The organism is Actinoplanes sp. L3-i22 (genome assembly GCF_019704555.1).
Lineage (GTDB): Bacteria > Actinomycetota > Actinomycetes > Mycobacteriales > Micromonosporaceae > Actinoplanes.
This window is the reverse complement of the sequence record NZ_AP024745.1, coordinates 8,170,401-8,197,312: the sequence shown is the minus strand read 5'-3', so window position 1 is coordinate 8,197,312 and position 26,912 is coordinate 8,170,401. Positions and strand designations below refer to the sequence as shown.

General features: G+C 70.9%; 25 protein-coding genes. 9 read left to right on the top strand and 16 right to left on the bottom strand.

Features of this window, described 5'->3' with window-relative positions; all coding sequences use genetic code 11:
• Positions 1–134: 134 nt before the first annotated feature.
• From L3i22_RS36835 to L3i22_RS36800, 8 genes are all read right to left on the bottom strand, one after another.
• A complete protein-coding gene (locus L3i22_RS36835; protein WP_221322083.1) occupies positions 135–776 on the bottom strand; it encodes an SRPBCC family protein in 642 nt (213 codons plus the stop codon).
• Positions 769–1,131 carry a helix-turn-helix transcriptional regulator gene (locus L3i22_RS36830; RefSeq protein ID WP_221322082.1) on the bottom strand — a complete coding sequence of 121 codons (363 nt, stop codon included), beginning with the start codon at positions 1,129–1,131 and terminating at the stop codon, positions 769–771. The genes L3i22_RS36835 and L3i22_RS36830 overlap by 8 nt, the downstream gene beginning before the upstream one ends.
• 321 nt (positions 1,132–1,452) lie before the next feature.
• The gene (locus L3i22_RS36825; RefSeq protein WP_221322081.1) at positions 1,453–2,901 is read right to left on the bottom strand and encodes a cellulase family glycosylhydrolase; all 1,449 of its coding nucleotides are present in this window, start codon (positions 2,899–2,901) and stop codon (positions 1,453–1,455) included.
• A gap of 97 nt (positions 2,902–2,998) precedes the next feature.
• Positions 2,999–3,445, bottom strand: a complete 447-nt coding sequence (locus L3i22_RS36820) for a hypothetical protein (RefSeq protein WP_221322080.1) — start codon at positions 3,443–3,445, stop codon at positions 2,999–3,001.
• Positions 3,446–3,493: 48 nt separating this feature from the next.
• Entirely contained in the window at positions 3,494–4,510 is a 1,017-nt protein-coding gene (locus L3i22_RS36815) for an ABC transporter ATP-binding protein (RefSeq protein WP_221322079.1), read from the bottom strand.
• Entirely contained in the window at positions 4,507–5,298 is a 792-nt protein-coding gene (locus L3i22_RS36810; RefSeq protein ID WP_255657445.1) for an ABC transporter permease, read from the bottom strand. Before L3i22_RS36810 ends, L3i22_RS36815 begins: the two co-directional genes overlap by 4 nt.
• A complete protein-coding gene (locus tag L3i22_RS36805; RefSeq protein WP_221322078.1) occupies positions 5,286–6,188 on the bottom strand; it encodes an ABC transporter permease subunit in 903 nt (300 codons plus the stop codon). Before L3i22_RS36805 ends, L3i22_RS36810 begins: the two co-directional genes overlap by 13 nt.
• On the bottom strand, positions 6,181–7,308 hold the full coding sequence (locus L3i22_RS36800; RefSeq protein WP_255657443.1) for an ABC transporter substrate-binding protein: 1,128 nt from the start codon (positions 7,306–7,308) through the stop codon (positions 6,181–6,183). Before L3i22_RS36800 ends, L3i22_RS36805 begins: the two co-directional genes overlap by 8 nt.
• Before the next feature lie 261 nt (positions 7,309–7,569).
• Here L3i22_RS36800 and L3i22_RS36795 point away from each other — a divergent pair, with 261 nt between their 5' ends.
• Positions 7,570–8,502 (top strand): hypothetical protein, encoded by a 933-nt coding sequence (locus L3i22_RS36795; protein ID WP_221322077.1) that lies wholly within the window; start codon positions 7,570–7,572, stop codon positions 8,500–8,502.
• Between the two features lie 27 nt (positions 8,503–8,529).
• Positions 8,530–9,063 (top strand): GNAT family N-acetyltransferase, encoded by a 534-nt coding sequence (locus tag L3i22_RS36790; RefSeq protein ID WP_221322076.1) that lies wholly within the window; start codon positions 8,530–8,532, stop codon positions 9,061–9,063.
• A 3-nt stretch (positions 9,064–9,066) separates the two neighbouring features.
• Here L3i22_RS36790 and L3i22_RS36785 read toward each other — a convergent pair whose 3' ends face one another.
• On the bottom strand, positions 9,067–9,468 hold the full coding sequence (locus L3i22_RS36785) for an SRPBCC family protein (protein ID WP_221322075.1): 402 nt from the start codon (positions 9,466–9,468) through the stop codon (positions 9,067–9,069).
• Positions 9,469–9,521: 53 nt separating this feature from the next.
• On the opposite strand from L3i22_RS36785, the gene L3i22_RS36780 reads away from it, so the two are divergent.
• Both L3i22_RS36780 and L3i22_RS36775 read left to right on the top strand, forming a co-directional pair.
• Positions 9,522–10,448 carry a hypothetical protein gene (locus L3i22_RS36780; protein ID WP_221322074.1) on the top strand — a complete coding sequence of 309 codons (927 nt, stop codon included), beginning with the start codon at positions 9,522–9,524 and terminating at the stop codon, positions 10,446–10,448.
• 98 nt (positions 10,449–10,546) lie between these two features.
• Complete coding sequence (locus L3i22_RS36775) at positions 10,547–11,104, top strand: hypothetical protein (protein WP_221322073.1); 558 nt, start codon at positions 10,547–10,549, stop codon at positions 11,102–11,104.
• On the opposite strand, the gene L3i22_RS36770 is transcribed toward L3i22_RS36775, so the two are convergent.
• Complete coding sequence (locus L3i22_RS36770; protein WP_221322072.1) at positions 11,076–11,891, bottom strand: class I SAM-dependent methyltransferase; 816 nt, start codon at positions 11,889–11,891, stop codon at positions 11,076–11,078. The genes L3i22_RS36775 and L3i22_RS36770 overlap by 29 nt on opposite strands.
• Positions 11,892–11,996: 105 nt before the next feature.
• Positions 11,997–13,487 (bottom strand): M20/M25/M40 family metallo-hydrolase, encoded by a 1,491-nt coding sequence (locus L3i22_RS36765; protein ID WP_255657442.1) that lies wholly within the window; start codon positions 13,485–13,487, stop codon positions 11,997–11,999.
• 201 nt (positions 13,488–13,688) lie between these two features.
• Between L3i22_RS36765 and L3i22_RS36760 the strand changes: the two genes are divergently transcribed.
• Positions 13,689–15,134 carry a 26S protease regulatory subunit gene (locus L3i22_RS36760; protein ID WP_221322070.1) on the top strand — a complete coding sequence of 482 codons (1,446 nt, stop codon included), beginning with the start codon at positions 13,689–13,691 and terminating at the stop codon, positions 15,132–15,134.
• Positions 15,135–15,144: 10 nt separating this feature from the next.
• Here L3i22_RS36760 and L3i22_RS36755 read toward each other — a convergent pair whose 3' ends face one another.
• Genes L3i22_RS36755 through L3i22_RS36745 form a run of 3 tightly spaced genes read right to left on the bottom strand, consistent with a single transcriptional unit; the run spans position 15,145 to position 21,261 of the window.
• Complete coding sequence (locus tag L3i22_RS36755) at positions 15,145–17,352, bottom strand: ATP-dependent endonuclease (protein WP_221322069.1); 2,208 nt, start codon at positions 17,350–17,352, stop codon at positions 15,145–15,147.
• A 36-nt stretch (positions 17,353–17,388) separates the two neighbouring features.
• Positions 17,389–19,617, bottom strand: coding sequence for a bifunctional diguanylate cyclase/phosphodiesterase (locus L3i22_RS36750; RefSeq protein WP_255657441.1), 2,229 nt, complete (start codon positions 19,615–19,617; stop codon positions 17,389–17,391).
• A gap of 30 nt (positions 19,618–19,647) precedes the next feature.
• Positions 19,648–21,261 carry an isovaleryl-CoA dehydrogenase gene (locus L3i22_RS36745; protein ID WP_221322068.1) on the bottom strand — a complete coding sequence of 538 codons (1,614 nt, stop codon included), beginning with the start codon at positions 21,259–21,261 and terminating at the stop codon, positions 19,648–19,650.
• A gap of 40 nt (positions 21,262–21,301) precedes the next feature.
• Between L3i22_RS36745 and L3i22_RS36740 the strand changes: the two genes are divergently transcribed.
• Positions 21,302–23,005 (top strand): methyl-accepting chemotaxis protein, encoded by a 1,704-nt coding sequence (locus L3i22_RS36740; protein ID WP_221322067.1) that lies wholly within the window; start codon positions 21,302–21,304, stop codon positions 23,003–23,005.
• On the opposite strand, the gene L3i22_RS36735 is transcribed toward L3i22_RS36740, so the two are convergent.
• A complete protein-coding gene (locus L3i22_RS36735) occupies positions 23,002–23,499 on the bottom strand; it encodes a MarR family winged helix-turn-helix transcriptional regulator (protein ID WP_221322066.1) in 498 nt (165 codons plus the stop codon). The genes L3i22_RS36740 and L3i22_RS36735 overlap by 4 nt on opposite strands.
• Before the next feature lie 142 nt (positions 23,500–23,641).
• Between L3i22_RS36735 and L3i22_RS36730 the strand changes: the two genes are divergently transcribed.
• From L3i22_RS36730 to L3i22_RS36720, 3 genes are all read left to right on the top strand, one after another.
• A complete protein-coding gene (locus tag L3i22_RS36730; RefSeq protein ID WP_221322065.1) occupies positions 23,642–24,274 on the top strand; it encodes an FMN-dependent NADH-azoreductase in 633 nt (210 codons plus the stop codon).
• Between the two features lie 88 nt (positions 24,275–24,362).
• The gene (locus L3i22_RS36725) at positions 24,363–25,091 is read left to right on the top strand and encodes a phosphatase PAP2 family protein (protein ID WP_255657440.1); all 729 of its coding nucleotides are present in this window, start codon (positions 24,363–24,365) and stop codon (positions 25,089–25,091) included.
• Complete coding sequence (locus L3i22_RS36720) at positions 25,034–25,414, top strand: RidA family protein (RefSeq protein ID WP_221322064.1); 381 nt, start codon at positions 25,034–25,036, stop codon at positions 25,412–25,414. Before L3i22_RS36725 ends, L3i22_RS36720 begins: the two co-directional genes overlap by 58 nt.
• Here L3i22_RS36720 and L3i22_RS36715 read toward each other — a convergent pair.
• Positions 25,411–26,793, bottom strand: coding sequence for a sulfatase-like hydrolase/transferase (locus L3i22_RS36715; protein ID WP_221322063.1), 1,383 nt, complete (start codon positions 26,791–26,793; stop codon positions 25,411–25,413). The two genes, L3i22_RS36720 and L3i22_RS36715, sit on opposite strands and share 4 nt — an antisense overlap.
• Positions 26,794–26,912 lie beyond the last annotated feature (119 nt).

Below are 26,912 nucleotides of genomic sequence, written 5' to 3'. Positions count from 1 at the left end.
GCAACCGGCGGCCCGGCCCCGCGGTGCAGCCGGCGATCCGACCCCGACCCAGCGGCGTGACCGCCGACCGGAACGGCGCGGCCCGGCCCGGTCACCTCACGACCCGGCCGGGCCCACCGCCGTACCGAAAGAAATCAAGCGGCCCCGGTGTAAGCCGCATAGGTCGCCGCCGCCTGCTTCTCCGCCGTGGCGGGATCGGCGCCGGAGGCGACGTCCGCCGCGGCCCACGCCTCGCTGCTCAGCTTCATGAAGCGCTTCCCGTCCTCGGACACCATCCACGCCATGATCGCGTCGTTGTCGCGCGGCGCGTCCGGCGCGGAGAGGTGCATGGCCAGGCCGAGCAGCCCGGAGTCCCAGCCCACGCCGACGGCGCCGGGCCCGAACTGCTTCCAGTGCTCGTCGCCGTCGTCGGCGAGCGCGGTGTGCGCCAGGGCGAATCGGGTGCGCCCGTCGCCCTCGGGCGTGAGCCGCACCTCGATCCAGCTGATCCCGCCGCCGAACTCCCAGGTCGCGGTGAACGAGTTCGGCTTGTCGCAGCCGGTGACCGTGCCGCCGGCGTTCCCCTCGAACTGGTATTTTCCGCCCTCGCGTAGCTCGCCGGAGATCGGCAGGAACCAGCGCTCGATCCGGGCCGGGTCGGTGACCACGTCCCACATGTCGTCGAGGTCGGTGTCGTAGACCTGGCTGATGGTCAGCACCCGGGCCTCGCCGGCCTCGAGGGTCGTGCCGGCGAGGGTGCGCCGGACGCTGTTGACCTGCTCGGTCGCGTCAATCATCGGTGCTCCTGAGATCGTCGGATGCGGCCAGGCGCCGCATTCTTTTCCCGCGGGCCACCTCGGTGGCCATCGCGGCGAGGTGTGGCGTCCAGAATCTGCGGAACCGGCTCAGCCACTCGTCGGCCTGGCGCAGCGCGGTGTCGTCGACCGCGTAGAGCCGCCGTGCTCCGTCCGGCCGGACGGTGGCGAAGCCGTTGTCGCGCAGCACCCGCAGATGCTGCGACACCGCCGGCTGGGAGATGCCGAACTCGGCGCGAATCACCGCGGTCACGGCGCCGGAACTCTGCTCACCCTCGGCGAGCAGCTCCAGGATGCGGCGCCGGACCGGATCGCCGAGCACATCGAACGCATGCACGGAGGAATCCTATCAGAGGAGGCTTATATAAGGAGCAACTTCAATAACCATAAAGAATATTGCCTACGCTGCGGCCGATAACTGATCGTCGCTCCCGCGGGGACCCTTCCGATCCGAGCAGGGCGCGGGGCGCCCAGAACGCTCGGAGCGAAAGGGCGACGTCCGCGGGTGGTTGCGGAAAACCCAAGGACCACGAGCCGCGTAGGCCTTTTCTGTCCGCGGGTGGTTGCGGTGGAAAACCCGGAAAACCGAAGCGGGCCGGGGTGTAGGGCCCCGGCCCGCAGTCGACGGCCCGCGCAGGGGAGGGCGGGCCATCGGCGATCAGAAGTCGTCGGCGGTGCGGATCCGGGATCGGATCAGCTGGCCGGACTCGGTGAGCACGCCCGTGCCGGAGAACGTCCCGGCCGCGCACGCGCCGGGCTTCAGGATCGAGCTGCCCTCACTCTTGTCGGCGAAGTTCCAGTTCGCGTAACTGATCTTCAACCGGTCGAGCAGGTCGAGCCAGGCGTTCGTGCTCGCGGTGTCGACCGCCCCGTCCCCGCTGGCGCTGACCGTGCCGAACTCGGTGACGAACAGCGGCAGCGAGGCGGCCGCCGTCGTCACCTCGGCCCGGTAGTTGTCCTGGTGCGACGCCGCGTAGAAGTGGAACGCGTACATGATGTTCGACGCGTTCACCGGGTTGCCGACGATCTCGGCCGACGACGACCCCTCGGAGACCCCCAGCGACGACCATCCGCGGGTGCCGACGATCACGACGCCGTCCGGGTCGTTGGCCCGGATCACCGGGATGACCTGCTCGGCGTAGCTCTTGATGGTGGCCCAGCTGACCCCGTTGGGCTCGTTGGCGATCTCGTAGATCACGTTCTTCTTGGCCGCGTTGCGGGCGGCCACCTTGGCGAAGAACTCCTTGGCCCGGGCCAGGTTGACCGTCGGGTCGCCGGGGTTCAGGACGTGGAAGTCGATCAACGCGTACATCCCGCGGTCGTCGGCCATGTCGACCAGGCTGTTCACCTTGGTGGTGAGCCCGCTCGGGTCGGACTCGTAGCCGCCCTCCTGGACGTACATCGCGATCCGGAACAGGTCGGCGTTCCAGTCCGTGGCGAGGGCGTCGAGTGCCGCGCCGGTGTAGCAGCTGGGGAACCAGTGGATGCCGTGACTGCTGACCCCGCGCAGCTGGATCTTCTTGCCGGCCGCGTTGCAGAGGTTCGTGCCGCACACCTTGAGCTGCCCGTTGATCGCCAGCGGGGTGGTGCCCGCCGCCGAGGTGGGCGTCGGGGAGGCGCTGGTGGTGGTGCTGGTGACCGACGGCGCGGGGGAGGCCGACGTGGTGGCCGGTGCGGCGCTGGGGGTGGTCGCGGTCGCTGACGGCGTCCCGGTCAGGCCGGTGCAGGACTCCCCGTTGACCGTGCACGACGTCGGCCGCCCGGTCCCGTTCACCAGGAAGCCGAAGCTGGTCGCCGCGCCGCCGGCGATCGTCGCGTTCCACCCGGCCGGGGTGAACCGGAACGTCTGCCCGGTCGCGGTGAGCGTCGCGTTCCAGCTCTGGCCGACCGTCGACCCGGCCGGGAGCGTCAGCTCCACCGTCCAGGTGTCGATCTTGGAGGATGCCGGGTTGGTGACCGTGACCTCGCCCTGGTAGCCCGAGCTCCACGAGTTCGTCACGGTGAACGAGGCGGCCTCCGCGCTGGCCGGCAGGGCGAAGAACGCCACTGTGGAGACGGTGGCCACGGCGAGCGCCGAGGCCAGGATGAGTTTCAAGCTACGCTTCAACGCTTCGTCACCTTTGGGGGATGGCTATGGGAGCGCTCCCATGCGGGGGTGACGACTGTAACCCGACCTCAGATACGTGTAAACAGCGCCCCGCGGATCAATCGCAACGCCACAGCCGGCGCAACCGCGGCTGCGGGGGCGGGGCGGGCACGGCGGCGGCCGCCGCGGCGAGGGCCGCGGCGGCCACGGTGGCGTCCTTCAGGTCGGCCGGCTCCCGGGTCACCTGGTGGCGCAGCAGCAGCGCCTGCCACTGCCGCCGCCAGGCCCGCACGGCCAGCTCGGTGCCGGGCTCGGCGACCAGCACCATGCACCCGGCCGCGTGCACCAGCGCGTCCCAGTCGCCCAGGTCGCCGGACCGCTCGGCCCGGTCCTGGAGCAGGTCGAAGAGAACTCCCCAGCCGATGACGAGATCGGGGTGGCCCGCCGGGGCCTCGTGCAACAGCCGGTAGATCTCGTCAATGGCGTGCTGCAGGCCGCGGGGGTGACCCGCGTCCGCCGTGAACGCCACGACGAGGGCCGTGTGGATGAACTCCTCGCCGTCCATAACCAGAACGGTAGACGTGGATACGCGCGGGTCAAGCCCTATGTAGATTTATTCGGTCGCAACCGGAACCGGACGCAGCTCCAGGCGCACCGCGGTGCCCGGGGCCAGTCCGGGCAGCTCACCACTGGCGACCTGGGCGACCACGAGATGATCACCGACGGTCACCGTGACCCGGCTGGTCGGGCCGAGGAAGCTGGCCGTCAGCACCCGGCCGGACCCGTCCGGATCAGGGACGACGCCCACCGACTCGGGCCGGACCAACGCCGTCGCGGCGCCCCCGGCGTGCGGTGCGACCAGCGGGAGCCGATCGCCGAGCACCTCGATCACGTCGCCCTCGACGGTGCCGGGCAGCCGGTTGCTGAGCCCGACGAAATCGGCCACGAAAGCCGTCGAGGGGCGCAGATAGACCTCTGCCGGGGCGGCGAGCTGCTCCAATTTCCCGGATTTCATCACGCCGACCCGATCGGCGACGGCGAGCGCCTCCTCCTGGTCGTGGGTGACGAACAGGGTGGTGGTGCCGACCTCGGTCTGGATCCGGCGGATCTCGTCGCGCAGCTGCACCCGGACCTTGGCGTCCAGCGCGGACAGCGGCTCGTCGAGCAGCAGCACGGTCGGCTCGATGGCCAGCGCCCGGGCCAGCGCGACCCGCTGCTGCTGGCCGCCGGAGAGCTGGCTGGCGTACCGGCTCGCGTGCGTGCTCAGCCCGACCAGGTCGAGCATCTCCTGCGCGCGCCCGGCCGGCTTCTTCCGCCCACGCAGGCGCATCCCGAACTCGACGTTCTGCAGCGCGGTCAGGTGCGGGAACAGGCTGTACGCCTGGAACACCATGCCCATGTCGCGCTTGTTGGCCGGCAGCCGGGTGACGTCCTTGCCGCCGACCAGCACCTGTCCCTGGTCCGCGTCCTCCAGGCCGGCGAGCACCCGCAGCGCGGTGGTCTTGCCGCAGCCGGACGGGCCGAGCAGCGCGATCAGCTCGCCCGGCGCGATCTCCAGGTCGAGGTCGTCGAGGGCGTGCACGGCACCGAACGTACGGCGAAGGCCCTTGAGGTGGACGGCGACGCTCATTTCTTGACCCTTCGAGTGGAGCCGACCAGAGACAGCAGCAGGAGCAGCACGAACGCGAGCAGCAGCGCGGTCAGCGAGACCGCGACCGACATGGTGGCGCTGCTCTTGCCCAGGAACTCGATGGCGACCTGCAGGTTGGTGCGGTGCAGCAGCGAGGCGATGGTGAACTCGCCGAGCACCAGCGCCACGGTCAGGAACGCCGCGGACAGCACCGCCGAGCGGATGTTCGGCAGCACCACCCGCCACATCACGGTGAACCAGCCGGCCCCGAGACCACGGGCGGCCTCGGCGAGCGTGTTCACGTCGATCGCGGACAGGCCGGCGTCGATCGCCCGGTAGGCGTAGGGCAGGACCAGGATGGTGTACGCGAAGACCAGCGTCAGCGAGTTCCCGCCGACGAAGTAGTTGACCCACGCGTAGACCGGGGCCAGCCCGACCACCAGCACGATCGCCGGGATGGTCAGCGGCAGCAGGCACAGGAACTCGACCAGCCGGCGGAGCCGGGGCAGCCGCAGCCGCACCCAGATCGCGGTCGGCACCAGCAGCACCAGCATCAGCAGCGCGGTCAGCGCGGCCTGCTCCAGCGACGCGATGATGCCCTCGGCCAGCGCCGGGTACGTCTCGTTCAGCCGCGACCAGTCCGCCAGCAGCGACCAGGTGCCCGGCGTGCGCGTACTGAACTCGACCATGGCCGCCATCGGCAGCGCGAAGAACACCCCGAGCAGGATCAGCACGACCCAGCGGAAGGCGCGCTGCTTGCCGGCCCGGCGGGCGATCACCCCAGCCACTTCGACGTCCTTTTCTGGAGCAGGGAGTAGAGCGTCATGACGATCGCGACCACGACCACCATGCCGAGCGCCATCGCCTTGCCGAGGTTCGCCTGACCGAGCACGACCTCGCTGGTCAGCGCGCCGCGGATCTGCAGCGGGATGATCGGGCTGCCCTGGCTGACCAGGGCGGCGGCCGTCGCGTACGCGGAGAAGGCGTTGGCGAACAGCAGCAGCGCGGAACCGAGGAACGCCGGGGCGAGCAGCGGGCCGGCCACCCGGGTCCAGTACTGCCAGGTGGTGCCGCCGAGGTTCTCGGTCGCCTCGCGCCACTGCGGACGGATGCCGTCCAGCGCGGGCAGGAACACGATCACCATCAGCGGGATCTGGAAGTACGTGTAGATCAGCACCAGACCGGGCAGCTCGAACAGCCACACGCCGTTCTCGAAGATGTAGAACCCGGTGTGGTCCTGGAGCCAGACGGTGACGAACCCGGAGAGCCCGATCGTCGCCAGGAACGCGAAGGCCAGGGTCACGCCGCCGAACTGCGCGAGCACGCCGGAGAGCGCCGTGACCACGCGACGCAGGAGGCCACCGGGCTTGGCGGTGCTCACCGCGTACGCGAGCAGCCCACCGAACACCGCGCCGAAGAGTGCGCTGAGCGCGGAGAGCAGCACACTGCGGCCGAAGGCCGCGATGATGTACTCGTCGGCCAGCGCGCGCACGTTGTCCAGGGTGAAGCCGTGCCCACCGTCGCCGGTGAACGCCCCGATCGCCACCACCAGGGTGGGGATGATCAGGAAGATCGTCACGTAGGCGAAGAACGGGACGGTGCCCAGCAGGGACGCGGCGCCCCGCAGGCGCGGCCGGGCGGCCACGCGCTGCGGAGCGGCTTCAGCGATCTCAGCCAACAGTCTTGGCCCAGCTCGCGGCCAGCTGGTCCTTCGCCTTCTTGGTCTGCTCCTCGGTCGGGAAGACCGGGGTGCCGGAGACGGCGGGCAGAGCGGCGAACGCGGTCTTGTCGATCGTGCCGGCCTTGGTCATCGCGTCGGCGCGGACCGGGCGGGCGCCACCCTTGAGCCACAGGTTCTGGCCCTCGTCGGAGTAGAGGAACTCCTCCCACAGGCGCGCGGCGGCCGGGTGCGGGGCGCCCTTGCTGATCGCCTGGTTGTAGTACGAGCCGAGCACCGCGTTGGCCGGGACGACGACCTTCCAGGTCGGCACCTTGGCGGTCTGCGCGGCGTTCAGGTAGTCCCAGTCGAAGACGACCGGGGTCTGGCCGGACTGGATGGTCGCGTCGGTCGGGTCGACCGGGAGGAAGTTGCCGGCCTTCTTCAGCTGGCCGAAGAAGTCGAGCGCCTTGGTGATGTCGTCGACGGTGCCACCCTGCGCGATCGAGACGGCCTGGACGGCGCCGAACGCGGAGCCGGCCTGGGTCGGGTCGCCGTTCAGCGCGACCTTGCCCTTGTACTCGGGCTTGAGCAGGTCGGCGACGGCGGCCGGGGCCGGGACCTTGGCGCTGTCGTAGCCGATCGACATGTAGCCGCCGTAGTCGTTCACGTAGAGGCCGGTGGCCTCCTTCTGGCCGTCGGCGATGTCGCTCCACGTGGCGACCTTGTACGGGGCGAACTTCGCGGTGTTCGCGGTGGCCACCGAGCCGCCGAGGTCGAACACGTCGGGCGCGGTGTCCTGGCCCTTGAGCTGGTCGGCGGCGTTGATCTCGTCCTGGCTGGAGCCGTCCGGCTGCGCGGAGTTGACCTTGATGCCGTACTTGTCGCCGAACGCCTTGATGATCTCGCCGTAGTTCGCCCAGGTCGGGGGCAGCGCGATCACGTTCAGCGCACCCTCCTTCTTGGCCGCGGCGACCAGGGCGTCCATGCCGCCCAGGTCCTGCGCGCTGGCCGCGGTGGCGGCGCTGACCGCGCCGTCGGTGGTGGCCTCGGACTTCTTCTCCGGCGGCGAGCAGGCGGTGACCGCGGTTATGGTGACGGCCGCCATCGCGACGACGACCGAGCGATTGAGCTTGCGCACTGTGTTCCTCCTTCTGCGGCGCCGTCATCCGGCACGCGCTGGTGGATCATGAAAGTGCTTGGTGGAGGCCAGGCGTACGTCAGGAGACCGGCGAGCGACATTTTCGCTGCCCCGCGCTCCTTGGTGGCCTCCGTCACGTCGGGGGTGGTCCCTGCACCATCGCACGTCGATTTGATGATCGAAAGCGGTCTTCTATTACAAGAGAGGAACGTCCATACTGTTGCCCGCGGTGATCGACGTGTGACACGGGGAAACAGAAAAATGAACAATCATGACGACCACGACCCGCTCGCCGGGCTCGAGGACTGGGCCCGGAAGACCGAGCGGAAGGTCCGGCGATCACGCCGGCTCGGCGGGCTGGCGTCGAAGCTCCGCTACGTCGTCATGGCGGTCGTGCTGGCCGGCCTGATCGCCGCGATGGCCCCGCTGCTCCGGTCGATGTGGCGGGACAAACAGGGCGACCCGGCTCCGGTCGCGGTCGACGGGATCACCGCGACCACCTCGGCCAGTGCCCGGCCCACCGATCCGTTCGAGGGGACCGCCGCCGCGCGGTACCCGATCGGCGTGCAGGGCATCACGTTGCCCGAGGCCAAGGCGGTGACCGGGTTCGACGCGGGCGAGGTGCGGTCCGCGCTCGACCGGGTGCGGGCGGCGATGGCGGCCGCGCGCCTCGACACCGAGATGACCGTGGCCCATCACCCGGAGAAGTTCCTCGGCATGCTCGCGCCGACGAACCGCACCGGGATCGCGAAGTGGTTCAAGAGCGACGAATTCGGCAGCGTCGCGACCTGGATCGACCCCGCGGTCAAGCTCGACCCGGACAACCGGCCCCGGGTGAGCGGCCGGGTCACCTACAAGTCGGTGATCGAGAGCGGCGACATCCGTACCCTGCGGGTGACCACCAACTTCGTCTGGGTCTACGCGTTCCGGGGCGACTTCGCCTACCGGCCGCTGGCCGTGGCGCACGACGAAATCGTCTGGGACTTTCCGAAGACCAAGAACCTGCGTGCCGCGGACCAGGGGATGTGGGTCCACACCGCGAACGGGTATCACGCCTGGATCGACTGCGTCGCGGCGGACAAGGGCCTGCTCGCGCCGACCCCCAGGGGTGGCGGCGGCCGCCAGGACGGGATCGATCGGGAATCGCTGGCGAAGCCGGACCACTCACTGGACATTCCGGACGACTGCCCCTGAGCCGTGCTCTGCGGCACAATGGGAAAGATGGATGACAGTACAGAGTGGACGGACATCCGGCGGGGCAGCGCTGACGACGTCCCGGCCGTGATGGCGCTGCTCGACGGCGCGGTGGAGTGGCTCACCGCGCGCGGCCGGTCCGGCCAGTGGGGCACCGAGCCGCTCTCCGCGAGCCGCCGGCTGACCACCCTCGTCGACGACATCGCCGCGGACGGCGGGCTCTACCTGGCGGTGCGCGGCGACACGGCGGTCGGCGCGATCGGGGTCGGTCAGCCCCCGGCGTACGTCGACCCGGCGACCGAGCACGAGCTGTACATCGTGCTGCTGGTGACCGACCGCGCGCAGGCCGGCCGGGGGATCGGCCGCAAGCTGCTGGCGCACGCGCGCCGCCTCGCCGTGGTCTCCGGCGCCGGCCTGCTGCGGGTCGACTGCTATGCCGGGGACGACCGGGCGCTGGTCCGCTACTACGAGAGCCAGGGTTTCACCGCGACCCAGCGGTTCACCGTCCCCCAGGGCGGGGCGAAGTGGCCCGGCCAGGTCCTGGAACAGCGACTGGGCTGACCGTCAGGCCTCCAGGAGCCGCTTGAGCGTGGCCAGGTCGGTGGCGACCGCGGCGGCGTCCCGGTCGAACTCGTCGTCGGTCATCCCGGCGGCGCGGCGCACGGTGAAGACCACCTCGGCGTGCTCCCCGTCGGCGACCACCCGCATCGGGATGTAGACGATCCCGCCGTCCGGCAGGTGCACCTCGTGGTCGAGCACGCCCAGGTCGTTGCGCGGCACGAAGACCACCTCGGCCGTCCCGCCGCCACCGGGCACGTCGACGAACCAGCGGCCGTCCTCCGCGCGCGCCGACGTACCCACGCCGTGGGCCCAGTGCGCGAGGTTGGCGGGGTCGGCGGCGTACTCGTACACCACCCGGGCGGGTCGCTCGATGTGCTCGGTCACGTGCCGGGATTCGGTAGCCATCGCCTGATTCTGCCACTTGACGGCGTCCGGCTTCACGGACATGATCCGTATCCATGAATGTGACGCTGTTCCGTTCTTGGAAACGACGGGTGTCGGTGGCCGCGGTCACCGCCCTCGCCGGAGCGCTTCTCGCGCCGGCAACCGCCCAGGCCGCCACCACGGCCGTCGCCAGCTACCCCACGACGATCAACGGCGACAGCGCCGACGTCTACTACCCGGCCAAGGGCACCCGCCTGCCGGTGGCGCTGCTGCTGCAGGGCGCGAACGTCGACAAGTCGTACTACGCCGCCTACGCCTCGACGCTCGCCTCGTACGGCTTCGTCGTCGCCGTCCCCAACCACACCCGCTCGCTGTTCGGCGTGACCGGCCTCTACCCGGAGGGCGCCCAGGCCGGCTGGACGGTCGACTGGGCCGGGGCCGAGGACGACAACACGGCCTCCCCGCTGCACGGGCGGATCGACGAGCACACCCTGGTCCTCGCCGGACACTCGTTCGGGGCGGCCACCGCGCTCAGTCTCAGCACCGGCCTGTGCGTGATCCCGTTCTGTGCCGTCGCCAACACCGCGCCCAGCGAGCTGGAGGCGGTCGTCACCTACGGCGGCAACAACACGCTGTACGGCACGTCGCTGGTCCTGCCGGTGCTCAACACCGTGCCGGTCGGCTACCTCCAGGGCACCGCGGACGGGATCGCCGCCCCGGGCGAGGGCCGGACCACGTACAACCTGACCGCCGGCACCCCGAAGGCGTTCATCGAGGTGGCCGGGACCAACCACTACGGCGTCACCGACGTGCAGAACCCGGCCGGGGCGATCCCGGACACCTCGGCGCAGACCCTCGGCCAGGCGGCCGGCGTCGAGACGATCGCGCGCTGGTCGGCGCAGTGGCTGCTGGCTCAGCTGGGCGACTCGGCCGCGAAGAAGTACGTCTACACCACCGGCGACGCGGCCGACCCGAACGTCACCGTCACCTATGTGAAGTGATCAGCGGACGGCCGGCGCGCACCGGCCGTCTCGAGTTCATCCGCCGGCCAACCGGAAGACCCATTTCCTACTCATGGGTTCGATGCGAAGATGCGGCCATGCACGTCGTGTTCGTCCGCGGCCCCACCGGATCGACCGTCGCCACCGTGCACCGCGCCGACGGCGTCTCCCTCCTGCTGCCCGGCTACGACCGTAAGCACCGGGTGCCCCACGACCTCGCGCACTACGCCACCGAACGCGCCCTGGAGATGCCCGGCGGTGTCTTCGGCGCGATCGCGGCCGGCGGGGTCTTCGAGAACATGCGGGTGATCGGCGGCAAGCCCCGCCACGACGCGGCCGCCCGCAGCAAACGCCTGCTCGACGCGCACCGCGACACGCTCACCATGGCGGAACTCCTGGCCGGCGTGGTGCACCGCGCGGTCGAGGAGGACACGCCCGAGCAGACCACGGTGCTGGTCCGCGGCGCCTGGCAGAGCCTCGGCAGCGGCCCGTTCCCGTGGACCGACGACCACGTCGACCAGGCCGTCCGCACGCTGACCGAGCTGGCCGTCGAGTGGGAGGCCCAGGGCACCGTGAAGGTGATCTGGCCGGACCACCTGGTCGCGCCGCTCCCCGAGTCCCGCGGGATCAGGCGCGGTCGTCGCGGCCGGACCTGACGCCGATCGCCAGCAGGTGGGCGCTGACCGCCACCAGCTCGGGCTCGGAGCTGTAGACCCGGGCGACCGCCAGCGCGGCGTCGAAGACCGCGTCGGCATCCGGGCCGGAGCGCGCCGCCTCGGCCGCCGGCCAGGCGGGCCCCTCGACGCCGTGCACCACCACGTCCGCGAGGCCGGCCGCCCGGCACTCGTCGCGCAGCTCGGCGACCCGGTGGAAGTACGCGTGGGTGAAGCCGATCGACGGGTCGTTGACACCGTCGGTGATCAGCCGGCGGGACTCGGCGAGCATCCGCTCGTCGAACCGCGCGGTCGACACGAAGTCGATCGGGCCGGCGAACCGGCTGATCGCCGCGACCGCGATCGCCCCGCCGGGCCGGGTCACCCGGATCGCCTCCTCGATCGCGCGCACCCGGTCGGCGCGTTCGTGCAGGTGGTAGAGGGGTCCGAGGAGCAGCGTCGCGTCGTGTGACGCGTCCGGCTCGGGCAGCTCGCGGGCGTCCCCGACGACCGCGTCGATCGGCGGCACCCCGGCCCGGGCCTGCTCGACGTGGTCCGGCACGATGTCGACCAGCCGCACGTGGTGACCGTCGGTGATCAGCTCGCGGGCGTAGGCGCCGGGGCCGCCGCCGACGTCGAGGACCCGGGCGGGCGCGGCCGGCAGCAGCTCCCGCAGCAGCTCGAGGGTCCGGATCCGTTCCAGCCGGCCCTGCGGCCGCCGGTCCAGCCGGCCGGCCTCCTCGTACCTGGTCTGGTAGTAGGTCACGATCTCATCGGTCACCCGGTCCATTCCGGAATCCTTGCCGCGGCGACGCCGCCGGGCGACCGATTTTCGACGGTACGGCGGTGAACCGGCCCCCGCCGGGTGGGGCGGGGGCCGGAGACCGTGCGTGGCTCAGCGCACCAGGTGGTCGCCCCGGTACGGGAGCTTCGGCGCGGCGGCCCGGGCGGCGGCGCGCAGGCTGCCGTCCGGGTAGAAGCCGGTCTTGGTCAGGGCCAGGGTCAGCACCGCGTGCGCGGCGCCGTCACCCAGCTCGGAGAGCGCCTTCGGGTTCAGGTTGTTGATGTCGTCGCAGGCCTGGTGGTAGCAGGAGTCGTACGGCGCGCCGGCCACCCCGCCGTATACCGCGGCCTGTTCCGGGGTCTTCTCGCCCTCGGCCCCGCTGAACAGGCCACCGGCCGGGATGCCGGCCTCGATGAACGGGCCGTAGTCGCTGCGCCCGTCGAACGCGGTCGGGTCGGTCGCCAGCCCCTGGTTGGCGAAGTACTTGGTGAACAGCCCCTCGATCTGGTCGGAGCCGTACGGGCCGGACGCGCCGGTGGCCGAGCCGTCCCCGTCGTAGACGAACCGGACGTAGTTCGGCGAGCCGGTCATGTCGAAGTTCAGGTTCGCGAAGATCTTCGTGAGGTCGGTGTCGGACAGCGTCGCCACGTAGTGCTCGGAGCCGAGCAGCCCGGACTCCTCGGCGCCCCAGAACGCGAACCGCACCTTCTGCCGCGGCTTGATCTTCAGCTTGGCCAGCTGGACGGCGATCTCCAGGTTCTGCGCCGTACCGCTGCCGTTGTCGTTGATGCCCGGCCCGGCGACCACCGAGTCCAGGTGCGCGCCGACCACCAGCACCTTGTCGGCGTTCCCGCCCGGGCTGTCGGCGATGATGTTGCTGGTGGAGGCGTTGAGGTTGACCTCGGTGCTGGTCTGCACCCGCAGGGTCACCGGGCCGGCCGCGGCCTCGGCGGCCAGCGCGCTGCCGTCGGCGAAGCTCAGCCCGACCACCGGGATCGCGCCCGGCCCGCCGAGCGTGCCCTGGAACAGCTCGGTCCGGCCGACCTGCCCCTCGTTGAAGATGATCGCCGCGTCGTAGCCGGCGGCCGCCGCGTTCGCGGCCTTCACCGCGAAGTCGCAGCCACCCCGCTGGATCAGCGCGATCTGCGGCGCGGTCGCCGACGCCGGCGCGAAGTCACCCGCGGCGCAACCGGCCGTCGAGCTGGGCGTGGCGGTCGGCGGCAGCACGTTGTTCAGCGCCGGGACGACCTGGCCGGTCACGTCACCGCTGGCCGAGTAGTCGTAGGTGACCGTCGCGTAGGCGGGCCCGGCCGGGGCGACCCGGGTGAGCTGCGCCGGGGTGAGCTCCCGATAGAACGGGAAGGTGAACTTCTGCTCGGTGACCTTGTAACCGGACTGCTTCAGCACGCTCGTGACGTACGCGGCGCTGGCCGCGAAGCCCGGCGTGCCGGACGCCCGGGTCCCGCCGTTCTGGGTGGCGATCCGCTGCAGGACGCGCTCGTGACCGAGGATCCCGGCCACGGTGACCGCGTCGCGCAATTTCTTCGTGCTGATTTCGTCCACCGCGTTCGCCGGCTGAGGGGCCAGCGACAGGATCAGCACGGCAGCGAGTGGGACGGCAAGTGTCCGTTTCCGCAACGTTCTTCCTCCACATTCGACGACTGCGACGGCCGTGAGCCGCCGGTGTCGCCGGCCGCGCCCACGACATCGAGGGTGATCAGCGTCCGCAGATTAACCGACATGAATGTGGCGGGGAAGCGTCGTCGTGTCACTCTGGGGAAAGTCGGAAAGCGGAGGAAATCCATGTACGACGAGATTTTTGAGTACGCCGGGGCCACCGTCACGCTGGCGGACGCGTCCACGATCCTGGCCGCCGCGCGGGTCAACCCGGTCGATCTGGTCCACCACGCCGACTGGCCGTCCCCGGTCCAGCGGGTCGAGGTGACCGTCTCGAGCGTGGACTCCGCGACCGGCCCGGCCCACGTGTTCGTCGCCCGGATCCACGCCGGCGCCGAGCCGATGACGACCGAGCGGATGCGCCGGGTGGTGCTCGGGCGCGATCCGATCGGCGTGCTCCTGTCCAAGCGCATCGCCGAGGGGGATCCGGTCGCCACCCGGATCGTCGACGGGGTCGGCTCGGCGGCTGCCGCGGCGTACCGGAAATTGGGTCTGGACAAGCCCAGCGGCCCGGCGGCGAACCGCGGACCGGGAGCCTACGCGGACGCCGGGGTCGGCCTTCAGGCCGAGGTCTTCCACGAGGCGGACGGTGGCGTGATCCGGCTGCGCTCCGAGGTGCCGCGCGACGAGGTGACCGCGAACCACCTGCGCGCCTTCGTCACGCTCACCCTGCAGGCGGTCGCCGAGCTGGCCGAGGCGGACGCGCTGCGCGGCCGGCGCTTCGTGTTCAGCCGCGAGGCCACCCCGCCGCCGGCCCCGGTCACCACCCAGCAGGTCACCCTGGACATGGTCGGCGGTCTCACCGACCTGGTCGGCGAGCTGCGGCAGATCGCGGTGTCGTTCCGGCACCCGGAGGCGATGGCGCGCTGGGGCGCCCGGCGGCCGCAGGGCATCCTGATGTACGGGCCGCCCGGCACCGGCAAGACGATGCTGTCCCGCGCGCTGGCGAACGAGATCGGCGCCGACTTCCGGGAGATCCGCACCCCGGAGATCCTCGACAAGTGGCTCGGCGGCTCGGAGCGCAACATCAAGCAGATCTTCCGCGACGCCCGCCGGTACCGGGTGCCGACGCTGATGCTGTTCGACGAGTTCGACTCGATCGTCAGCTACGCCGGCGCCGGCGGGGACGCGGCCAGCCAGGCGCTCAACGCCGTCGCCGGGATCTTCAAGCAGGAGATGAACGACCTGTTCGAGGCGAACCCGAACGTGATCGTGGTGGCCACCACGAACTTCCCGCACCGGGTCGACGAGTCCCTGATCCGTTCCGGTCGCTTCGACATCAAGATCAGCGTCCCGAAGCCGGACGAGGCGAGCCGCGCGGAGATCTTCCGCAAGATGATCGAGGGCCTGGTGGCGGCGCACGAGCGCGGCGGCTTCCGGATGTTCGCCGCGGACCTGGACCTGGCCGCGCTCGGCGTGGCGAGCACCGGCATGACCGGCGCCGACATCAAGGAGGTCCTGCGCCGCGTCCAGATGACCAAGGCGATGCAGGAGGCCCGCACCGGCACCGCCGACCCGATCTCCCAGCAAGAACTGCTATCCGCGGTACGCGACCTGCGCGGTCACGTCTGAGCACACCCGATCAGCTCACCAGGCCACGAAGAAGGGCGCGCAGCTCGCCGGGGATCTCCTCGGCCGTCAGCTCGCGCGCCAGCCGCGCCGCGTCCCGCCCCTTCCGGTAGCGCACCCCGAACCGCTTGCAGACCGCGTCCAGCAGCTCGTCACCCGGCACGATCGCGAGTTTGTCCCGCTCCCACACCTGATCCACCCGGTCCGTCTCCTTCGCGACCAGGTCCGCGATCTCGGCCTGGCGGACGTGCAGCTCGGCCGCCTGCTCGCGCAGCTCCGCCACGAGACGCCGGGCGAACTGGTCCAGGTCGCCGGCCTCGGCCAGGGCCGCTTCCCGGTCCGGGAAGACCGGTTTGCACACGGTACGAGCAACCCGCTTGCGTACGGCGAGGTCGTGCAACTCGTCCGCGCAGGCGACGAGGGCCGTGGCCACGGCGTGGACGGTCACCTCGGCGGCGTCCCTGCCGGTCTGCTTCGCCCGGATGAAGGCGGCGAGTGCCCGGGGCGCGGCCAGGTAGTTCTCGATCTCGCGCCGGGCCAGCACGTGGACGTCGGCGCGGTCGGCGAGCCGGGCCTTGAGCGCGTCCACCTCGGTGTCCGTGTTCTCGTCCCGGTCCAGCACGAACGACACCCGGACCTGGCGCTTCGTCAGCAGCTCGATGGTGCCCGCGTTGGCGAAGTGGGTGAAGTTGCGGGCGCTGCCCATCGGCACGAACCCGACGTTGCTCTGGCCCAGGTTGAACCCGGCCGTGGCGGCGAGCGCCCGCAGCACCTCTTCGTCGGACGCGCCCTCGACGAAGACCAGCCGGTCGTACATGAAGAGCGAGCTCAGCCGGATCCCGAGCTCGCCCGGCAGCGTCTCCTGGGCCTGCTGATAGTCGAGTGGGGTCGCGGTGACCCACGGCGTGCGGCGGGTCAGGTAGACGTTGCCGCTCGCCGAACTGTCGAGGAAGTTCGTGGAGTGGGTGCTGACGAAGATCTGCGCGCGGGTGCTGACGGCCTTCAGGTACTGGAACATGCTCACCTCGAGGGCCGGGTGCAGGTGCACCTCAGGCTCTTCGACGAGAATCAGGTCGGGATCTTTCAGCTCCACGTCGAGCACCAGCCGAAGCGCCTCCCGGACACCGGCCCCGTTCATCTCCACCAGAACGTCATCCGCATCGATCTCGGCCTGGTCGCCCTGGTCGCCTTCAAAGGCATCCACGTTCACACCGGCCATCGTGCGAATCGTGTCCTGAATCGTGCGCAGCACGTCCTGCCCCCGACGGCCGCCCGCTCCGGAGCGGCGATTGCGGCGAGTCTTCAACTCCAGCAGGCGCCGCGCGTCGTCCTTGTCGATCGGCCGGCGCCGGTCCCGCAGATGGAGCACGCGGAGTCCGCCGATCAGCCCCAGGACGGGTTTGACGCGATCGGGATCATCGGTGGTCCGCTCCCCGAGGACCACAAGGGGATTGCTCAGCGGTGTTTGGTAAACCTCGTGCGACTCGGTGAGCCTTGCCTCGATCAGCCCCTCGACGGCGGCCAGGAAAAGGTCATAGGAGCTGAATTCGGTGAGGAGAGGCGTGAGCGCTCCCCGTACGGCCGGATTTCTGTCGCGCAGGGCGGATCTGATGAGGTCCGCGGCGCCGCTTGTCTGCCTTTTGAGCGCGCTGAAGGTGTCCGGTCTGATGTCTTCCGCCGCTTCGCGAACCTCCGTGACGAATCGGTTGGTTCTCTCGAGATCCTGCTCTCGCCGGTAGATCTCGGCGGCGACCGGAGCGGTCATGGACAGAACGGAATACTCGAACGGGACGTCGGCGCGCGGGTCTTTGATGGATATGTGGGTGAGGTAGGCGAATCCCGAGTTCGGGGCGGGCGCGGACATGCCGACCTTGAGCAAGGCTGCCGCGGGCACGCCCACCAGGTTTTCGTCGATCGCGGCCAGTCGCTCCGCGTCCTCCGCGGTCAGGAGCAGCTCCACCTCGATGTTGGTCTCTCCTGCGCCGTCGGCATTACGGAAATCGGATTCCTTGCCGAACTGGATCCCCTTCGAAGGGGAACGGGCGATCGGGGCGGTTGGGGAGCCGTGCGACATGAAATCGAAGAAGAGGGCGAGCGCGTCCAGGAACGTGGACTTGCCGGAGTTGTTCTTGCCGATCAGGACGTTGAGGTTGCCCGTGTTGTCGAGAACCGCCGATTCGGCGCCGCGGAAATTTCGGATCTCGACGCGATGCACTCTCACGGATGTCTCCATTGACGGCGACGGCAGCGGGGCCGCTCACTCTACAACGGACAATTGATCAAGCAGCGCGAACGGGTCGGGGACCGGGCGGCCGAAGTGGTAGCCCTGGGCGCGCCGGTAGCCGAGCCGGTGCAGCGCCTCGGCCTGCTCGGCCGTCTCGACGCCCTCGGCCACCGCGATCAGGCCGAGGCCCGACGTCAACTGGATCAACGTCGACGCGATCACCGCGTGCCGGTCGGAGACGGTCACGTTCTCGACGAAGGACTTGTCCACCTTGAGGATCTTCACCGGGACGGCCTGGAGGATGCCGAGCGACGAGTGCCCGGTCCCGAAGTCGTCGAGCGCGATCGCGATCCCCAGCTCGTGCAACTCGTGCACGGCCCGGACGGCGACCCCGCCGCCGAACACCGTGGTCTCGGTGATCTCCACGACCAGGGCGTGCGGGCTCATCCCGGTCTCGGACAGGATCGCCGCGACCGAGTCCACGAAGCCGGGCTCGGCCAGCTGCCGGGCGGACACGTTCACCCCGAGGTGCGGGGGCGCCGCGCCGCGGGCCTGCCAGGTGCGGTACTGCTCGCAGGCGGTCCGCAGGATCCACTGCCCGAGCTCGATGATCAGCCCGTTGCGCTCGGCGACCGGGATGAAGTCGATCGGGCTGACGTAGCCGCGCTCCGGGTGCTGCCAGCGGATCAGGCTCTCCACGGCCCGGACCTCGCCGGTCGGCAGCTCCACGATCGGCTGGTAGACCAGGTGGAACTGGCCCTCGTTGAGGGCGATCCGCAGGTCGGCGCCGAGCCGGGCCTCCTCGCCGGCCTGGGTGTCGAGGTCCGCGGCGTACCAGCGGTGGCGCCGCCCGCCGGCCGCCTTGGCGGCGTACATCGCCACGTCCGCGCGGCGCAGCATCTCGCCCTGGTCGATGATCCCGGCGCTGTCGGCGATCCCGATGCTCGCGCCGACCAGCAGGTCGTGCCCGCCGGCGTGGACCGGGAACCGGATCGTGGTGTGCAGCCGGTCGGCCAGCTGGTCGCAGTCGTCCGCCGAGCGGGCCGGGAGCAGCACGGCGAACTCGTCGCCACCCATCCGGGCCACCACCGCGCCGGCCGGCAGCGCGTCGGCGACCCGGTGCGCGATCACCACCAGCAGCTCGTCGCCGACGGCGTGGCCGAACCGGTCGTTGACCGCCTTGAAGCCGTTCAGGTCGAGCAGCAGCACGTGCGGGGCGCCGGCGGCGAGCGCGGTGGTGAGCCGGCGTTCGAAGCCGCGCCGGTTGGCCAGCCCGGTCAGCTCGTCGTGCATGGCCAGGTCCTCGAGCTTGCCGGCCTGCCGCTGCACCTGCTTCACGAACCCCCAGGTACGCGTGAGCACCAGCAGGAACAGCACGACCGCGCCGGTGCCGATGCCGGCCCACGCGATGTACTCGGCGTCCCGGGCGCCCTGCAGGAACAGCAGTCCGGGCGCGAGCAGCGTGCAGGCGGCGAGCACGCCGAGGCGCCGGCCGCCGACCCGGTGCGGTTCGATGCCGGTCTGCGGGCGCTGCCGCATGCTCGGGTGCAGGGCGGAGGCGGCCCAGCAGATGTACGCCATCAGGAAGCCCGAGTCCACGAACCCGCCGGTGTACTGGGCGGTGCTGGAGGCGGTCGTGTAGATCAGGTCGCAGCTCAGCATCAGGCAGGAGCCGAGGCCGAGCAGCCGCAGGCTCGGGGTGCGGTTCTCCGGCCGGGTGAACATCCGGGCGGCCGCGGCGGTCAGCAGCACGTCGCAGAGCGGGTAGCCGATGGTGACGAACCGTTCCAGGATCGGTGTGCCCGCGTCGGCGAGCGTCGGGCCGACCACGAACACCCAGTAGATCAGGCCGATCCCGGTGGAGATCACGGCCGCGTCGATCAGGCCGCCACGGTCCCGGTCCCGGTTGCCGCGGCTGAGCCGGACCATACCGGGGACCAGCAGGAACGGGTACGCGCAGAGGTACATCGCGTCGGCCCAGGACGGGTACGGGTACTCACCCAGGCGCAGTTCGGTGACGTCGTACGTGATGTCCCCGGACACCATCAGCGCCATCCCGAACGCGAACAGCAGCCACGGCCCGCGGTGTTCCGGACGGTTCCGGAGGATCCCGACGAACGCCATCAGGACCGACGAGACCCCGACCGTGTTGACGTAGATCTTGGCCGGCAGCGTGTCGTCCGGGACCAGCGGGAAGCACAGCGCGGCGATGGACGCCACGATGAGCCACCCCAGCCAGAGCTGGATCCGCTTGTTCCGCACGCCCTGACATCGGTCCGACAGGGCCGGAATTTAGGGCGCCGCGCGCTCGACAATCGCCGCGGTGTCCGTTCCGGCAGGCAGTGTCCCGAACGTGTGGCCCCAGTCGCCGTCCAGACGGCTGGCGCAGAACGCGTCGGCGACCGCGTCCGTGGAGTGCCGGACCAGCAGCGACCCCTGGAGCACGAGCGCCATCCGCTCGACGAGGCGCCGGGCCCGTACCTCGACCTCGGTCTGATCCGCGAGTTGGGCGCGTAGCTCGCGCACCGCCCGGTCCAGGCGCCGGTCGGCGCCGCCGACCTCGGTGAAGAACGCGTCCAGGCTCTCCGGCGACCGCTGCAGGGCGCGCAGCACGTCGAGGGCCTGCACGTTCCCGGAGCCCTCCCAGATCGAGTTGAGCGGCGCGTCCCGGTAGAGCCGGGGCAGCCCGGAGTCCTCGACGTAGCCGTTGCCGCCCAGGCATTCGAGGGCCTCGCCGACGACGGCCGGCTGCCGCTTGCAGACCCAGAACTTGCCGATCGGGATCGCCAGCCGCCGGAACGCCTGCTCGGCGGCGTCGCCGCGGACCGCCCGGTCGACCGATCCGGCCAGCCGCATGGCCAGCACGGTGGCCGCCTCGGACTCGACCGCGAGGTCGGCGAGCACGTTGCGCATGGCCGGCTTGCCGATCAGCGGGCCGCCGAACGCGGACCGGTGTTTCGCGTGGTGGATGGCCTGCACGAGGGCGGCGCGCATCCCGGCGGCGGAGCCGATCACGCAGTCCAGGCGGGTCATCGACACCATCTCGATGATCGTGCGCACGCCCGGGCCCTCGCCGCCGACCAGCCAGGCGACGGTGTTCTCGAACTCCGGCTCGCTGGAGGCGTTGCTGCGGTTGCCGAGCTTGTCCTTGAGCCGCTGGATCCGGAACGTGTTGCGGGTGCCGTCCGGCAGCACGCGCGGGACCAGGAAGCAGGAGAGCCCGCCCGGGGCCTGCGCGAGCACCAGGAACAGGTCGCACATTGGGGCGCTGGTGAACCACTTGTGCCCGGTCAAACGCCACGTCCCGGTTTCGGGGGAGAAAACGGCACTTGTCGTATTCGCGCGGACGTCCGAGCCGCCCTGCTTCTCGGTCATCCCCATCCCGGCGAGCAGGCCGCGCTTGGTGCCCGGCGTGCGCAGGCCGGGGTCGTAGGAGCGGCTGGTCAGCAGCGGCTCGTAGACCGCGGCCAGCGACGGGTTGCCGCGCAGCGCCGGGATCACCGCGTACGTCATCGAAATCGGACATCCGTGCCCGGCCTCGGGCTGGGTCCAGACGTAGAAGCCGGCCGCCCGGGCCACGTGCGCGCCCGGTCGCGGGTCGGACCACGCGGCGCCGGCCAGGCCCGCGGAGACCGCGACGTCCATCAGGGCGTGCCAGGACGGGTGGAAGTCGACCTCGTCGAGCCGGTGACCGTACCGGTCGTGGGTGAGCAGCCGCGGCTCGTTCCGGTCGGCCTCGTCGGCCCACCGCCGGGTTTCCGCGCTGCCCGCCCGCAGGCCCAGTTTGTGCAGGTCACCGGCGGCCCAGCCGGCGCCCTCCCGGGCCAGTGCCGAGGTCAGCGCCGCGTCGGCGGCGACGTCGAAATCGGCGAGCGGCGGCGGCTGATTGAGCACCTCGTGGGTCACGCCCGCACCCTACTCTCCGGTAACCACCTAACGTAAGGACGTGCTGGGCTGGTTGCGGGTGCCGGGACGACTGCCGATGTTCGGCCTGGTCATCCTGATTCTGGTGGTCACACTGCCACCGCTCTGGGTGATCACCATCCGGGCCTTCGACAACCTCGAGCAGCGCGAGAACATCAGCGAGGCCGAGGAGATGCGGGTCGCGCTCGGCGCGCACTTCCAGCGCCTCGGCGACTTCGGCATGACCAACTCGATCTGGAGCAGCTCCCGCGACGACATCCGGGACGGCAACCAGAAGCGCTTCGAGGTCGACCTGCCGGCGCAGGTGCTCGGCCCGCGCTACGGCATCACCGCGGTCGCCGGCGTCGACAGCAACGGCCGGATCAAAGTCGGAGGATCAATAGCCGATTCGGCGTACGGCCTTCTGCCCGCCGCCCTGCGCGACCCGGCCACCCTGCGTGGCCTGTTCACCTCCGGCGCCGGCCCGGGGGACGCGACCTGCGGCCTGACCAGCGTGACCGGCACCCCGACCGAGTTCTGCGGCTTCATCGCCTACCCGGACCAGGGCGCCCCCGGCGGTCCGGGCGGCGCGCTGCTGCTGTTCCGCGCGCTGGACGCGGCCGGGCTGGCCGACCTCTCCGCGCTGACCGGCGACCGGATGACCGTGCGGTCCGGCCCGCGCGACGGCAAGCGCCACCCGGCGCTGCCCGGCCGGTACGGCGACATCGCCGTGACGACCACGGCGGTCGGCGACAAGGTGGCCGTCGACGGCACGATCGTCGGCGTCGACGGCGTCCCGGTCACCCTGGAGGTGCTGGCCGACCGGCCGATCCGGGCGCTCGCCCAGCAGACCCTGCTGCTGATCGGGATCATCCTGCTGCTCGCCATGGTGGTGCTCAAGCTCGCCGCCGGGATGATCATCCGGGGCGGGATCGGCGCGCACGTCCGGCCGCTGCAGCGCGTCATGGAACGCGTGGTGAAGTCCCGCGACCTGCAGCTGCGCGTGCCGCGGTCGGAGCACCCGGACCTCGACGAGCTGGCCGGCTCGATCAACGACATGCTGGCCGCGCTGGAGCGGGGCGAGCACGAGCTGGCCGAGTCCCAGACCCGGCGGGAGCGGGACCGGGCCGAGCAGCTCGCCGCCCAGGAACGTGACCGCGAGGCGACCCTCAAGCAGGCGCAGGAGGAGTCGGACGAGATCATCGGCAGCGTCCGGCACCAGCTCAGCGGCGCGGTCCGCGAGGTGGACGCGGTGCGCGGCTCGGTGCACGACATCAACGCGGGCGCGGCCGCCGCGCACGGCGCCACCGAGCAGATGGCCGAGCACGCCACCCAGGCCGACCGGGCCGCCGAGGCGCTCAGCGTCAGCCTGCCGGCGACCAGCGAGATGGTGAAGCTGATCGCCGCGATCGCGGGGGAGACCCGGATGCTGGCGCTGAACGCGACCATCGAGGCGGCCCGGGCCGGCGAGGCGGGTCTCGGCTTCGCCGTGGTCGCCGACGAGGTGCGGAAACTGGCCGACAACACCGCGGAGAGCACCGAGCGGATCACCGCCACGCTGGGCGCGCTCACCACGTCGGCGACCGAGGTGTCCCGCGCGGTGGCCACCATGACCGACACGATCGACAGCGTGCGGGCGGCGATCGGCCAGGTGCGCTCGGTCGCGGACGGTCAGCAGCACTCGATCAGCGATCTGGTGAACCAGGTGCAGAACGCGATCACCCAGATCGAGAACCTTAGCTCCTAGCAGTTCGGCGCGTTGTGCCCGCCGACGCAGTCGTCGTTGCCGATCGCGTCGTTGACCCGGTCGCTGATCTGCCGGAGCTGCTTGAACTGCGCCTGGGTGAGCGCGTCGAAGAGCACCCGGCGGACCTCGGCGACGTGCCCGGGGGCGGTGGCCACCACTTTCTCCCAGCCGGCGTCGGTGAGGATCGCCAGCGTGTAGCGGCCGTCGGTCGGGTCGGGGGTGCGCTGCAGCCAGCCCTTGGACTCCAGCCGGCGGGCGGTGTGCGAGAGCCGGGACAGCGAGGACGCGCTGAACTCGGCGAGGATGCTCATCCGCATCCGCCGCTCGGGTTGCATGGAGAGGCCGGCGAGCACCTGGTACTCGAAGAACGAGAGCTCGGCGTGGCGCTGGAGGTCGGCGTCGAGCGCGGCCGGGAGCCGGGTGGCCATGCGGAAGAGCGCCAGCCAGGTGGCTGACTCGTCCGCGTTCAGCCAGCGGGGCTCCTCGGTCTTCATGGCGACAACCTTAACCGGAACAGTCCACTTTCCGAGTGAGCTATCCGACGTGAATCCTCAACCCGTTCGACTTGACGGTTCAAGTCATCGGGGCCTACCTTGAGTTGACGGTTCAAGTCGAAAACTTACGGGAGCAGCACCGATGAGCATTCTTCGTATCGACGCCAGCATCCTCGGCCCGAACTCCGCGAGCAGCGCGCTCGCCGACATCGCCGAGACCGCCTGGCTCGAGACCGCGCCGGACACCAAGATCGTGCGCCGCCACATCGGCAACGAGCCGCTGCCGTCGAACGCGTGGCAGCTGGCCATCTCGGCCGCCTACGTGCCCGAGGCCGACCGCAGCGACGAACAGAACCGGGCCGTCGACCTGGCCCGCGCGCTGGCCAGCGAGCTGCGCGACGCGGACGGCGCGATCCTGGCCCTGCCGTTCTACAACTACGGCGTCTCCCAGCACGTCAAGGCCTGGTTCGACCTGGCCATGGCCGGCGGTGAGAACGGCGAGAAGTACCTCGACGGCAAGCCGGTCATCGTCGTCACCAGCCGCGGTGGCGCGTACGGCCCGGGCACCCCGCGCGAGGGCTGGGACCACAACACCGACTACCTGCGCCGTGTCGTCGGCGACATCTGGGGCGCCGACCTGATCCTGGTCGAGCGTGAGTTCACCCTGGTCGGCGTGAACCCGGCGCTGGACGCCTTCACCGAGACCGCGAACGAGATGAAGGAGGCCGCCCACCAGGCCGCCGCCGAGGCCGGCCGGGCGCACGCCTCCCGCTGAGCCGTCACCCGGCGCGTTCCCGCCGTGCGACGCGGCGGGAACGCGGGGGGCGTGTTCCAAGCACGGCGCGTTCGGGTAGAAAGCCGCCGTGTCCACATTCGTTAAGCAGGCGTTCACCCGGATCGTTCTCCCGGTCGCCGCGATTCTCGTCCTGATGATCGGGCTGGGGCTGCTCTTCACCCACGTGCTCCAGCACAGTTGGCCGTTCACCGTGGAGGACGGCGTCAACCGGTACTTCGCCACGCACCGCACCCCCGACGAGACCTCGGTGTCCGGGGTGTTCAGCTTCATCGGGAACACGTCGTCGGTCATCACGGTGACCGCGGTGATGGCGGTGGTGCTGCGGCTCGTCCTGCACCGCTGGCGGGAGTCGATCTTCCTGTGCCTCGTGGTGATCGCCCAGGCGCTGGTCTTCTTCTTCACCACGCTGGTCATCGACCGGCCGCGCCCCGACGTGCAGCGCCTCGACGCGTCGCCGCCCACCTCGAGCTTCCCGTCCGGGCACACGTCGGCGGCGTTCGCCCTCTACGTCGGACTGGCCGTGCTGCTCGTGTCGCTGGCCCGCCCGGGCTGGCTGAAGGCGCTGTGCTGGCTGCTGGTGCTGATGCCGGTCGCGGTCGCGCTCGGCCGGCTCTACCGGGGCATGCACCACCCGAGCGACGTGCTGTCGTCGTTCCTGAACGGGACGTTGTGCCTGGTCGTGATGGTGCGCGGGGTGCTGTCCCCCCACGTACCGTGGCGGATCTCTAAGGTGGGGTCATGGTCCCCTTCGACTTCCCCGGCGAGCAGTCACCCAACGGGTACAGCAACGTCGTGACCATCAACTCCGGCAGCCGTCTGGTGTGGACGTCGGGTCAGGTGGCCGCCGGGCCGGACGGCGTGGTGCCGTCCGGCTGGGCGGAGCAGACCCGTCAGGTGTTCCGCAACCTCGGGACCGCGCTGGAGACCGCCGGCGCGACCTGGGCGGACGTGGTGAAGCTGACGTTCTACGTGGTGGACACCGACGAGCTGCCGACGGTCCGGGCGGTGCGGGACGAGTTCGTGAACGTCGCCGCCCCGCCGACCAGCACCCTGATCAAGGTCGCCGGCCTGTTCCGCCCGGAGTTCCTGATCGAGGTCGAGGCGGTCGCCGCGCTTTAGTACTGCACCTGCGGGGCGGCGATCGCCTCCCAGGCGGTGCGCAGCTCGGTGACCAGCTCGGGGTGCTTGGCGGCCAGGTTGGCCTGCTCGCGCGGGTCGGCGTCCAGGTCGAAGAGCAGGTCCGCCCCGCCGGAGCGCAGGTACTTCCACTTGCCGCGACGCAGGGCGCGGGCCGCCCGGGTGCGCCAGAACAGGTCGCGGTCCGGGGCGTCCGCGCCGCGCAGCAGGTAGCCGGCGAGGCTGGCGCCGTCGAGCGGGTAGTCCGGGTGCGGCTCGGCGCCGGCGATCTCCAGCAGTGTCGCCGTCCAGTCGTGCGTGATCAGCGGCTCGTGGCTGACCTGGCCGCCGCGGATCCGGGCCGGCCAGCGCACGATGTTCGGCACCCGGATGCCGCCCTCGTTCAGGCTGGCCTTGTTCCCGGAGAGCGGCCACTGGTAGGAGAACCGCTCGCCGCCGTTGTCGCTGGAGAAGATCACCAGGGTGTTCTCCTCCTGGCCGGTCCGGCGCAGCGCGGTCAGCACCTGCCCGATCCGCGCGTCCAGATTCTCGACCATCTTCGTGTACGTCTCGAGCGAGCCCCCGTCGGTGTGGAACAGCGCCGTGGCGTCGCCGGCCCGCACCCGGGCGGTGATCTCGGCGCTGACCGCCCGGTCGCCGGGCGCCTCCCACGGCCAGTGCGGGCTGGTGAAGTTCAGGTTCAGCAGCCACGGCTTGTCGTGCTCGCGCTGCAGGAACCGCTCGGCGCGGTCGGCGAGCGTGTCGGTGTAGTACTCGTCGGACGCGACCCGGGTCTCGCCCTCGAACAGGTCCACGCCCCCGCCGGTGATCTTCGAGTAGTAGTCGACGGCGCCGGAGTAGTTGCCGAAGAACTCGTCCCAGCCCGACTTCAACGGGCTGAACCAGGGCAGGAAGCCGTTGTGCCACTTGCCGAACATCGCCGTGGTGTACCCGGCCTTCTTCAACAGTGAGCCCAGCGTCGGGTGCTCCGGCGGCAGGCCGTCGGTCGGGCTCGGCGCGGCGATCGGCTCGGGCAGGCCGCCGGCGAGCCGCCCGGGATAGCGGCCGGTGTAGAGCGCCAGGCGGGTCGGCGAGCAGACCGCGCCGGCCGAGTAGGCCTGGGTGAACCGGACGCCGGAGCGGGCCAGCCGGTCCAGGTTCGGCGTCCTGATGTCCGGCGAGCCGTAGCTGCTCAGGTCCGCCCAGCCCAGATCGTCCGCGAGGATGAACAGGATGTTCGGCCGCTTCGCCGGCTTCCCGTGCGCCGGGGCGGCCCGGAACTCGGTCTCGGCGGCCTGGGCCTCGGCGGGCAGCGCGGTCACGGCGGCGGCGCCGGCCAGCGCCCCGAACACTCCGCGCCGGGTGGCGCCACGGTTCGTCACATCAACTCCTACGGATCCGTCGTCAGCGCGCCGACATTACCCATAGGATTGATAGGAGTAAAGATCCGTCCCGCTGACTGGCGGGAGACCCGCGGTGGTCCGGGTCCGCGGTCCGGTCC

Bases quoted from the DNA above. Each gene is read 5' to 3' on its own strand.
- L3i22_RS36820 (WP_221322080.1), bottom strand. From the start codon at position 3,445: ATGGACGGCGAGGAGTTCATCCACACGGCCCTCGTCGTGGCGTTCACG.
- L3i22_RS36775 (WP_221322073.1), top strand. From the start codon at position 10,547: ATGCACGTCGTGTTCGTCCGCGGCCCCACCGGATCGACCGTCGCCACC.
- L3i22_RS36835 (WP_221322083.1), bottom strand. From the start codon at position 776: ATGATTGACGCGACCGAGCAGGTCAACAGCGTCCGGCGCACCCTCGCC.
- L3i22_RS36735 (WP_221322066.1), bottom strand. From the start codon at position 23,499: ATGAAGACCGAGGAGCCCCGCTGGCTGAACGCGGACGAGTCAGCCACC.
- L3i22_RS36770 (WP_221322072.1), bottom strand. From the start codon at position 11,891: ATGGACCGGGTGACCGATGAGATCGTGACCTACTACCAGACCAGGTAC.
- L3i22_RS36730 (WP_221322065.1), top strand. From the start codon at position 23,642: ATGAGCATTCTTCGTATCGACGCCAGCATCCTCGGCCCGAACTCCGCG.
- L3i22_RS36790 (WP_221322076.1), top strand. From the start codon at position 8,530: ATGGATGACAGTACAGAGTGGACGGACATCCGGCGGGGCAGCGCTGAC.
- L3i22_RS36785 (WP_221322075.1), bottom strand. From the start codon at position 9,468: ATGGCTACCGAATCCCGGCACGTGACCGAGCACATCGAGCGACCCGCC.
- L3i22_RS36780 (WP_221322074.1), top strand. From the start codon at position 9,522: ATGAATGTGACGCTGTTCCGTTCTTGGAAACGACGGGTGTCGGTGGCC.
- L3i22_RS36720 (WP_221322064.1), top strand. From the start codon at position 25,034: ATGGTCCCCTTCGACTTCCCCGGCGAGCAGTCACCCAACGGGTACAGC.
- L3i22_RS36760 (WP_221322070.1), top strand. From the start codon at position 13,689: ATGTACGACGAGATTTTTGAGTACGCCGGGGCCACCGTCACGCTGGCG.
- L3i22_RS36815 (WP_221322079.1), bottom strand. From the start codon at position 4,510: ATGAGCGTCGCCGTCCACCTCAAGGGCCTTCGCCGTACGTTCGGTGCC.
- L3i22_RS36795 (WP_221322077.1), top strand. From the start codon at position 7,570: ATGAACAATCATGACGACCACGACCCGCTCGCCGGGCTCGAGGACTGG.